The 10,310-nt window shown below is 69.7% G+C and carries 7 protein-coding genes and 1 pseudogene; 5 read left to right on the top strand and 3 right to left on the bottom strand.

What is annotated here, in order from left to right:
* Window positions 1-1,202: 1,202 nt before the first annotated feature.
* Window positions 1,203-1,802 (bottom strand): annotated as a pseudogene (locus VI238_RS18735) (ArnT family glycosyltransferase); the annotation flags it as partial.
* A gap of 171 nt (window positions 1,803-1,973) precedes the next feature.
* On the opposite strand from VI238_RS18735, the gene VI238_RS03225 reads away from it, so the two are divergent.
* The 3 genes from VI238_RS03225 (at window position 1,974) to VI238_RS03215 (ending at window position 4,803) form a co-directional block, all read left to right on the top strand.
* Window positions 1,974-3,053 (top strand): aromatic ring-hydroxylating dioxygenase subunit alpha, encoded by a 1,080-nt coding sequence (locus VI238_RS03225; RefSeq protein WP_331648389.1) that lies wholly within the window; start codon window positions 1,974-1,976, stop codon window positions 3,051-3,053.
* A gap of 167 nt (window positions 3,054-3,220) precedes the next feature.
* Window positions 3,221-4,537, top strand: coding sequence for an amino acid permease (locus tag VI238_RS03220; protein WP_331648387.1), 1,317 nt, complete (start codon window positions 3,221-3,223; stop codon window positions 4,535-4,537).
* A gap of 92 nt (window positions 4,538-4,629) precedes the next feature.
* Window positions 4,630-4,803, top strand: a complete 174-nt coding sequence (locus VI238_RS03215) for a hypothetical protein (protein WP_331648385.1) — start codon at window positions 4,630-4,632, stop codon at window positions 4,801-4,803.
* Between the two features lie 18 nt (window positions 4,804-4,821).
* On the opposite strand, the gene VI238_RS03210 is transcribed toward VI238_RS03215, so the two are convergent.
* A complete protein-coding gene (locus VI238_RS03210) occupies window positions 4,822-5,631 on the bottom strand; it encodes an amidohydrolase (protein WP_331648383.1) in 810 nt (269 codons plus the stop codon).
* A 1-nt stretch (window position 5,632) separates the two neighbouring features.
* Window positions 5,633-6,781 (bottom strand): pyridoxal phosphate-dependent aminotransferase, encoded by a 1,149-nt coding sequence (locus VI238_RS03205; protein WP_331648380.1) that lies wholly within the window; start codon window positions 6,779-6,781, stop codon window positions 5,633-5,635.
* A 299-nt stretch (window positions 6,782-7,080) separates the two neighbouring features.
* Here VI238_RS03205 and VI238_RS03200 point away from each other — a divergent pair, with 299 nt between their 5' ends.
* Together VI238_RS03200 and VI238_RS03195 are read left to right on the top strand one after the other, a co-directional pair.
* Entirely contained in the window at window positions 7,081-7,944 is an 864-nt protein-coding gene (locus tag VI238_RS03200; RefSeq protein WP_331648378.1) for a hypothetical protein, read from the top strand.
* Between the two features lie 84 nt (window positions 7,945-8,028).
* Window positions 8,029-10,310: PKD domain-containing protein (locus VI238_RS03195; protein WP_331648376.1), on the top strand; the 2,282-nt coding region annotated here is incomplete at its 3' end.

Below are 10,310 nucleotides of genomic sequence, written 5' to 3'. Positions count from 1 at the left end.
CGCGTGCGGGCAGCGCGAGCGGTCGTCCGCCCTTGCGCAGTTCGCGCTTGGCCGGGTCGAGTTCGAAATCGTCGAAACGGTACATCGTCGTCATCGCAGCCGGCCGCCGCGCGGCAGACGCGCCGCGAGCGGGCGAATCCCCATCATGAATCCGCGTCGTCGGCGTCCGCCGCACCCGTCGCTGACGGCGCCCCGGGCACGCAACCGGGCACGACCGCATCCGCATCGAGCAGGAACCATTCGCGCCTGTTCGCATGGCCGACGCGCCGTGCCTTCGAGCGATCGACGCACGCGCCGGCGGCATCCATCGCGCGGTCGAGGATGAAGATCCGTCGCTGCGCGGGCGACTCGCCAAGCCAGCGCGCGGCTTCGACGAACTGGCGGTCCCAGCGTTCGCGGAAGCCGAAGTCGCGCACCGGCCCTTGCGCCATGAGCAGGTTCTGCTCCTTCCACGCGACGAGGCCGATCTCGCTGCCGGTGCCGGCCATCTCGCGCGCGCGCCGCATGATCCCCGCCGAGGAACTCGAGTCGTTGAGCACCGGGTACGCGCATGAGCTCCAGACGAGCCAGAGCCCGGCGATGCCGGCGAGCAACGCATGAACGCCGCGCCGCGCGCGGAACCACGCCGACGCGACGAGGAACACCGCGCCGATCGCGATGAACATGCCCCAGACGACATGACCGAGGTCCTCGAGTTCGCGCCGGCGCAGGAAGTCTTCCGCGGCCGGCGCATGCCCGGACAGCGCCCACCCGCCAGCGACGACGAGCGCAACGCCGGCGACGAGTGCGAGCCCGAGCGCCGTCGCGCGCAGCCAGCGCGCGGCGACGATGTCCGCCAGGTGCGGCGCGAGCGCGAGCGCGACCATCGGCAGCGCCGGCATCAGGTACACCTCGCGCTTGCCGGTCGGGATACTGAAGAAGAGCAACGTCATCAGCGACCATGCGAGTGGCAACAGCACGCGCGCGTCGCGTGCGCGCAGGTCCCGCATCCAGCGCGGCACGGCTCCGACATACGCGAGCGACAGCGGCAACCATTGCAGGGTCACGACGGGTAGGAAGTACCAGAACGGTTGCGGATGAGACCACGTGCCGGCATAGCGGCCCGCGGTCTGGTGAAGGAACAGGTCATCGACGTATGCGGAGTACTCGGGCGTCGCACTCGATCGTGCGACGAGCAGCACGGTGCCGCCCCAGGCGAGGATCGGCGCGAGGAATGCGAACGCGCCGCCGAGCCAGCGCCAGGTCGCGCCGGATGTGCGCGCGACGCCGTCCCAGCCGCGCCAGCGCGCGAACAGGTACGGCACGAACATGAGCAGGGCGAGCACGCCCACGCCCTTCGTGACCACGCCGAGCCCGGCCGCGAAACAGCCGAGCCAGTATGCGCGCCAGTCCGGGCCGCGCAGGAAATGCAGCAGCAGGCCCCAGTTCGCAAGCGTGATCCAGCCCATCACGAGCGGATCGATCTGTGCGCGCTTGACCTGGAACGTGAACTGGAACGCGAACAGCACGCCGATCGCCGCGTACAGGCCCGCGCGCGGACTCCACAGGCGGCGGCCGAGATCCCAGACGAGGCCGAGCGTGAGCAGGCCGGCGAGCAGCGACGGCAGCAGGAACGCGACCCGCCAGTTGCGCACGAGTTCGTACGCCGACGCCTGCAGCCAGAACAGCAGCGGCGGCTTGTCCGAATAGAGTTCGCGTCCGCGGTGCGGGAACAGCCAGTCGCCCGATTCGACCATCTGCTTGGCGACGAGCGCGAAGCGCGGTTCGTCTGCCGGCCACGGATCGCGCAAGCCGATGCCCATGCCGAGCACGACCAGGGCGAACAGCATGAGCAGCCAGAAATCGCGGCGCTCGCGCGCCGTCAACGGAATCGACGGGGTCATATCGCGTCTATCGTATCAGCCCGCGCGCGCCGGTCGTTGCGCGAGCCGCCCCCGTGCCCGGATACTGGCCGCGAGGCAACGGACCGCACGATGGCCACCGGTTCCCCGCACCCGCACCCCGACTTCGCCGCGCAACCGCTTGCCCAGGCGTCGGCGCTCGCGGCGCACCATTACGTCGGCGCCGCGGCCGAGGCGCTCGACCGCCGCGCGGTGTTCGGCCACAGCTGGCAGCTCGTCGCGCACGCATCGCAACTGGACGGTGTCGGCGATCACGTCGTCGCCGACGTCGCGGGCGTTCCGCTCCTCGTCGTGCGTGCCGACGACGGCGAGCTGCGCGCGCTGCACAATGTCTGTCGCCACCGCGCCGGGCCACTCGCGCTGTGCGACGGTCGCGGCGCCAGGCGCCTGCGATGCCGCTACCACGGCTGGACCTACACGCTCGACGGGCGCCTGCAGAGCGCGCCGGAGATGGATTCGGCACGCAATTTCGATGTCGGCGCCGTACACCTGCCGCATGCGCGCATCGCGCGCTGGCGCGACCTCGTGTTCGTCGCGCTCGGCGAGGCGCCGCCACTCGCTGCGCTGTTCGATGGCGTCGACGAACGCGTCGGCCCCGGCGCGTTCGACGGCTACGCGTTCCAGCGCCGCGTCGCCTACGACATCGCCTGCGACTGGAAGGTGTACGTCGACAACTACCTCGAGGGCTACCACGTTCCGCACATCCATCCCGAGCTCAACCGCATGCTCGACTATCGCAGCTACGTGACCGAGGTCGCGCTGTGGCATTCGCTGCAGTGGAGCCCGCTCGAGAGCGCGAGCGAGCTGTACGGCCAGGGCGAAGCGCTGTACTACTGGATCTGGCCCAACACGATGCTCAACATCCTGCCCGATCGGCTGCAGACCAATCGCGTGCTGCCGCTGCCGGGGAACCGCTGCCGCGTCGAGTTCGACTACTACTATCCGGCCGACGTCGACGCGGTCGGCCGCTGGGAGCGCGACCTTCTCTTCAGCGATGCCGTGCAGAAGGAAGACGTCGATATCTGCGAGGCGGTCCAGCGCGGCCTCGCGTCCGGTTCGTACGTCGCCGGCCGGTTGAACCCGAAGCGCGAAAGCGGCGTCCACCATTTCCATGAACTGCTGCGCGCCGCGTATCGCACGGCCGCAGGTTAGGACCCGGCGGCTACCATGGAACCGCCGTTCGCGCGATCGCGGGCGCGCAAGGACATGCCGCCGACGACGACCGGCCGCGAGTCGGCGTTGCACGGATGCGGACGACGTGACGGATCGGTCCCCGCGTCCGCGCGAACCTGACCTCCCTTGACCGGAAGGGGTGAGTGATGCCGACACCGAACGATCCGCCGCGCGCCGCGCTCGGACTCGCGACCGCGGTGGCGATCGTCGCCGGCAACATGATCGGCTCGGGGCTGTTCCTGTTGCCCGCCTCGCTCGCGCCCTACGGGCCCGCGGCACTGCTCGGCTGGGGCGCGAGCGCGCTCGGCGGCCTCGCGCTCGCGTTCGTGTTCGCCGACCTCGGCCGTCGCCTGCCTCGCAGCGGCGGACCGTACGCGTTCGCGCGCGCCGCATTCGGCGACGGCGCGGGCTTCGCGATCGCATGGAGCTACTGGGTTTCGATCTGGTGTGCGAACGCGGCGATCGCGGTCGCGTTCGCGGGTTATCTCGGATCGTTGTTCCCGCCCGCGGCGAGCGCGACCGGCGCGCCCCTCGCCGCGCTCGGTGCGCTCTGGGCATGCACGCTCGCCAATGCGCTCGGCGTGCGCCGTGCGGGAGCCGTGCAACTCGTCACGACCGTGCTCAAGCTGCTACCGCTGGCCGCGCTCGTCGTGTTCGCCGCGCCGGAACTCCCGCGCGCGCACTGGCAGCCGTTCAACCGCAGCGGCGAAAGCCTGTGGTCGGTCGCGCTCGCCACGACCGCGCTGACGCTGTGGGCGTTCCTCGGCGTCGAGAGCGCGACCGTCGTCGCGCAGGACGTCGCGCATCCACGCCGGAACCTTCCGCGCGCGACCCTGGCCGGATCGGCGATCGCGATCGTCGTGACCGTCCTCGCGTGCACCGTGGTCGCTGCGATCGTACCCGCGGACGCGCTCGGGGCGTCGTCGGCGCCGTTCGCGGATGCGGCTTCGAGGCTGTGGGGCGGCAAGGCCGGCATGCTGTTCGCCGCAACCGCCGCGGTCGCCTGCTTCGGCGCCCTCAATGGCTGGGTGCTGCTGCAGGGGCAGCTGCCGCTCGCCGCCGCCCGCGACGGCGTGCTGCCCGCCTGGTTCGCGCGGGTCGACGCGCGCGGCACGCCGTTGCAGGGGCTCGTCGCGGGCAGTGCGCTCGCGAGCGCGCTCGTACTCGCCGACTACCGGCAGGACCTGGTCGGCGTGTTCACGTTCTCGATCCTGCTGTCGACCGCGGCGTGCCTGCTGCCTTACGTCGTGTGCAGTGCCGCCGCGCTATGGGGCGTTCGCGGCGCGTCGACGAGCGGCGCGCGCGCGGTCGCCGCGTTCGCATTCGTATTCAGCATCGCCGCGCTGGCCGGTACCGGCGCGGATGCATTGCTCTGGGGCACCGTGCTCGTCGCGGCGGGATGGCCGATCCGCTGGTACCTGCGACGCACGTCGCGGGTTAACCGGGCTGCAACACCGCGTTAACCGCACTCACACCGCACCTGCGTAAGCTGCGCGCACAACGCCAACGACAACGGAGACAGTCCATGCGCGACCAGCGTCGTACCGAAGTGAACGTGCTCGGCTATCGCATCGAATGCGTGCGTACCATCGACGAGCAGGGCGACGTCGCCGCCCAGCGGTACGAGGTGCTCGCTCCCGGATCGCACGCCCTGCTCGGCACCTTCGCGCATCGCGCCGAGGCCGAGCGCCACATCGTCACGCGCGAGCTGGCGGCCATCGCGGCGTGAGCCCTCCGCACACTCGCTTCACGTCGCGATCGTGAATTCGTCGGCATCCATCCAGGCCGGGAAACGTTCGCGATGCGCCGCCAGCGCGTCCGGATCGAGCGTCACTGTGACGACTTGCTCCTGCGCACCGAGTTCGATCAGCGGCTGGCCGAGGAAATCGGCGACGACGCTGTCGCCCGCGTAGTGCAACTGGTTGCCGTCGACGCCGACGCGGTTGACGCCGACGCAGTAGCACCAGTTCTCGATCGCGCGCGCGAGCAGCAACGTGCGCCACGGGTGGCGACGCACGCCCGGCCAGTTCGCGACGTACACGAGCAGGTCGTAGTCGAACCGCTGCGCGACGCGGTCGTATCGGTTGCGCGACCATACCGGGAACCGCAGGTCGTAGCAGACCAGCGGGCAGATCCTCCAGCCTTCGAGTTCCACGACGATGCGCTCGCTGCCACCGGCGTAGCGTTCGTGCTCGCCCGCCATGCGGAACAAGTGACGCTTGTCGTACAGCGCCTGGCTGCCGTCGGGACGCATCCAGACGAGTCGGTTCGTGCAGCGCTCGCCTTCGCGCACGACCAGGCTGCCGGTCACGACCGCGCCGATGTCCGCCGCGAGGGCGCGCAGCCATCGCAGGCCTTCGCCGTCCATCGATTCGGCATTGCCGAGCGCCTCGTTCGTGAAGCCGGACAAGAACGTTTCCGGCAACACGACGAGGTCGGTCCGGCCACGCAGCGGGCGCACGAGTGCCCCGTAGTAGTCGCGGTTCGCCGCCGCGTCGTGCCAGCGCGTCTCGCCCTGCACGAGCGACACCCGCAACGGCTGCCTGCGCGCGTCCACGTCAGAGCGCCCTCAGGCGCGCCGCCGCCTGCTCGAGCGTCGCGTCGCTCTTGGCGAAACAGAACCGCACGAGCCGTTGCTGCGCGGGCGGGTTGTCGTAGAACGCCGAGATCGGGATCGCGGCGACGCCGCCTTCCTTCACCAGCCACTCGCAGAACGCGAGATCATCCGCACCGCTCAGTGCGGAGTAGTCGGCGACCTGGAAGTACGCGCCGCCGACGGGCAGCAGGCGGAACTTCGAGCCCTCGAGCAACGCGCGGAAACGGTCGCGCTTGGCCTGGTAGAACGCCGGCAGGTCGAGGTAGTGCCGTGGATCGGCCTCGATCGTTTCCGCGAGCGCCCACTGCGCCGGCGTGAACGTGCAGAACGTGAGGTACTGGTGCACCTTGCGGAACTCGGCCGACAGCGCGCGCGGCGCGATGCAGTAGCCGACCTTCCAGCCGGTGCAGTGGTAGGTCTTGCCGAACGAGCTGACGACGAAGCTGCGCTCGGCGAGTTCCTCGTGGCGCAGCGCGCTCTGATGCGACGCGCCGTCGAACACGATGTGCTCGTACACTTCGTCGGACAGCACGAACAGGTCGTGCTTGCGCGCGAGCGCGGCGAGCGCGTCGAGGTCGGCCGGGCCGAACACCGATCCGCACGGATTGTGCGGGGAGTTCACGACGATCATGCGCGTCCTCGGCGTGATCGCGGCCGCGATGCGCTGCCAATCCGGCGAGAAATCCTGCGGATCGAGCGCGACGTGCACCGCGCGGCCGCCGTTGAGCTCGATCGCGGGCTCGTAGCTGTCGTAGCACGGATCGAGCACGATGACTTCGTCACCCGTGCGCACGACCGCGGCGATCGCGGCGAACAGCGCCTCGGTCGCGCCCGACGTCACGGTGACTTCGGTATCCGGGTTGACCTTGCGCCCGTAGAGCCGTTCGGTCTTGCGCGCGATCGCCTCGCGCAACGCGGGCACGCCGGTCATCGGCGCGTACTGGTTGCGTCCCTGCGCCATCGCGCGAGCGAGCGCTTCGTGCAGCGCGGGTGGACCGTCGAAATCGGGAAAGCCCTGGCCGAGGTTCACGGCCTTGTGCTCGGCCGCGAGCTGGCTCATCACCGTGAAGATCGTCGTGCCGACCTTCGGCAACTTCGTCTCGATCTGCATGTCGCCTTCGTTTGGACGGCCAAATGGCCCGACTATCGATGGTAGCACGCGCGGGCGACGCCTCCCCGGTCCGGACGGGGGGAGCGCGCCGCGCGACTGCGGCGAACCGGGCGTGACGCCGCTCACGATTCGCGTGCGCGCCACCGCGCCTCGATTGTATTCCGCCATTGACCCGTGCATGCTTGATCCGTTAGACCGACGCAAGATCAGTCCACGGGCGTAGTGCCGGAGAGGGCCGGCACGCGCGCGACGCGGCCCGCGGACATTCCAGCAAGTCTTCCAAGCCTGGGGAGAGGCCGATGAGGACGCTCGTGTTCGCTGCAGCGCTCGGCGCGCTGCACGGGTGTGCGCATGTCGATTCCGGCCGCCCGGTAGGGGCGGCGTCGCCGTCCGCCGTCGCGCTTCCAGCGACCGACGCCGCCCAGCCGCAGCGACTCGATTTCAGCGCGTTGCTGGCCGATGGCCGGGCGATCGCCATCGACAACCCTTATGGCGACGTGCGCCTGCGCTTCGGCGGTTTCGCGCACGCGCTCGAGATCCATGCGGTGCTGCAGCAGCCCGCCGGTGCGGTACCGATCGCGTTCGAGCCGGACGCAGCATCGGGCCCGTACCGCTTCGCGCCGCGCCTGCCGGGAGGCGCGATCGTCGCCGAAGGACAGCGCCTCGACGTCGTCGCGTTCGTGCCGCTCGGCCACGCGGTCGCCGTGCGCACGGAGCGTGGCCTGATCGAAAGCCACGGCGTGCGCGGCGACATCGACCTCGAGAGCGTCTCCGGCGACATCGCGATCCGCGGCACCCAGGGCCGCGTGCAGGCCCAGACCGGGCCCGGCTCGATCGAGGCCTCGTTCACCGCGGCGCCGAAGGGTTCTCGCCAACGCCTCGCGACCAGCACCGGCAACATCGTGCTCGCGGTCGACGAGCGCCTCGACGCCGCCCTCGAACTCGCGACGTCGGGCGTGTTCGCCACCGAATTCTCGCTCGACGTCGAGCATCTCGCGAACCAGGAACCGAACAAGCGCGCGCGCACGACCATCGGCGGCGACGACGCGCACATCACCGTGGAGAGCCGGCGCGGCGAGATCCGCCTGCTGCGCCGGAGTGCGTTCACGCCGCTGGGCGGCAAGACCGCGGACGAGGAGTACGAGGACAACGACAGCGACTGATCCGCCGTCCGCATCGACGGCGCCGGTCGAAGGATGTCGGCAGGAACCAGAGCCACAACAGGACTTCCGCAGGAGGATTCCCGAATGAAACGCTTGAAGACCGTACTCGCCGGAACGGCATTGTCGGCGCTGCTGTGCGGCGCCGGACACACGGCCGAACTTTCCCGCGCCGGTGGCGCGCAAGTCGAACTCGGCGAACCCGTGACGCCGATCAGCATCGACGTGGATCTGCGCCAGTTGCCGGTCGTGCCGCAATGGCAGCCCGGCATGCCGATCAAGGAAGCGCACAAGCGCCAGTTCTTCCCGCTCGGCCAGCGCAGTCCCGCCGCACCGGCCTGGATGGAAGCAGCCCCCGACCGCCTGCCCGAGCTGCAGAAGCTCTGGGACGACGACGCGCCGCTGTCGGCGACGCAAGCGGGCGCGCAGGGTCGCGTGAGCATCAACAACGGCTCGACCGGCGTGTCGCCAGGCGACCCGGTCGTCGACGTCAGCGCGAACTACATCGTCTACGGCATCAACGGCAGCAGCGGCACCAATTTCACCATCTACGACAAGACCGGCACCAAGCTCGCGGGCCCGACGACGTTCTCGTCGCTCGCACCGGCGGGCGACGGCTGCCGCACGTCGGTGAGCGACCCGATCGTGCTGTTCGACCGCCTCGCCGGTCGCTGGTTCCTGCTCGAAATGGGCGGCACATCGTCCGCGCCCAAGATGTGCATCTACGTGTCCAAGACCGAGAACCCGGTCTCCGGTGGCTGGTGGTTCTACGGCTTTTCCACGCCGACGCAGAACGACTATCCGCATTGCGGCGTCTGGACCAACGCCTACGTCTGCACCGACAACGAAGGCGCGTCGAACGTGACCGCCTACGCCTACGACCGCGCGAACATGCTCAACGGCGCCACCGCGCGCGCGCAGCAGCGCTTCGCGAGCGTGCCCAAGCTCGCCGGTTACGGCTTCCAGGCGCTGACGCCGGCGACGTTCATGGGCGACGGCGCGCACGCGCCGCCCGCCGGCACGCAGCAGATCCTCGCGCGCCACGACGACGACGAGGCGCACGCGGGCACGTCGGCGGACACCACGCGCGACTTCATCGACCTCTACTCGATGAACATCGACTGGAACACGCCGTCGAACAGCGCGATCACGACGCTGCCGCGCATCCCGATCACCGAGTTCAACAGCTGGTTCCGCGACTACTCGACCTTCGCGACGGTGCCGCAGCCGGGATCGACGTCGCTGCTCGACCCGATCCGCGAGGTGATCCTCAATTCGCTCGTGTACCGCAACCTCGGCAGCTACGAATCGATCGTCGGCCAGTTCGCGACGAACATGAACTCCGCGCGCAGCGGCACGACCGTCAATGCGGGCATCCGCTGGTTCGAACTTCGTCGCACCGGCGGCGGCAGCTGGACCCTGCAGCAGGAAGGCACGTTCGGACCGGGCGACACGAGCACCAACCACCTCGAAGGCTCGATCGCGACCGACAACAAGGGCAACATCGGCCTCGGCTACAACGTCACCAAGACGAGCTCGCCGACGATCTACGCGACACTCGGCTACACCGGCCGCAAGGCATCCGACGCGGCCGGCGTGATGACGCTCGGCGAGAACACCGTCGCGGCAGGCAGCGCGGCCGAAACGTCCGGTCGCTGGGGCGACTACTACCAGATGGCGGTCGACCCGAGCGACGACTGCACGTTCTGGATGGTCGGCATGTACCGTCCGTCCGGGAGCTGGAACACGCGCATCCAGGACTTCAGGTTCAACGATTGCGGCGCCGCGCCGAGCACGTGGTCGGTATCGGGTACGGTCACGACCGGAGCGGGCGTCGGCATTGCAGGGGTCACCATCGGCACCGGCACGGCGAGCACGACGACGAATGCGAGCGGCGCCTACACGCTCGGCGGCCTCGCGAACGGGAGCTATACGCTGACGCCGAGCCTCGCCGGCTACACGTTCTCGCCATCGAGCAGCAGCGTCACGATCAGCGGCGCGAACGTCGGCGGCAAGAACTTCACCGGTACGCCGGCGACGAACAATCCCCCGGTCGCGAACTTCGGCTCGACCACGAACGGCCTCATCGCGAACTTCACCGACAGCTCGAGCGACAGCGACGGCACGATCGTCTCGCGCGCATGGACGTTCGGCGACGGCGGCACCTCGAGTGCGACCAACCCGAGTCACACGTATGCGGCGGCCGGCACCTACAGCGTGTCGCTCACGGTCACCGACAACGGCGGCGCGACCAACACCAAGACGAGTTCGGTCACGGTCACGGCCGGCGGCGGCAACGTGCTGCAGAACGGCGTGCCGGTCACCGGCCTCGCGGCGACCACCGGCAACCAGCTCGCCTACACGATGGT

It is taken from the genome of Dokdonella sp. (genome assembly GCF_036518555.1).
Classification (GTDB): domain Bacteria; phylum Pseudomonadota; class Gammaproteobacteria; order Xanthomonadales; family Rhodanobacteraceae; genus Dokdonella_A.
This window is presented reverse-complemented; position numbering and strand designations above follow the sequence as displayed.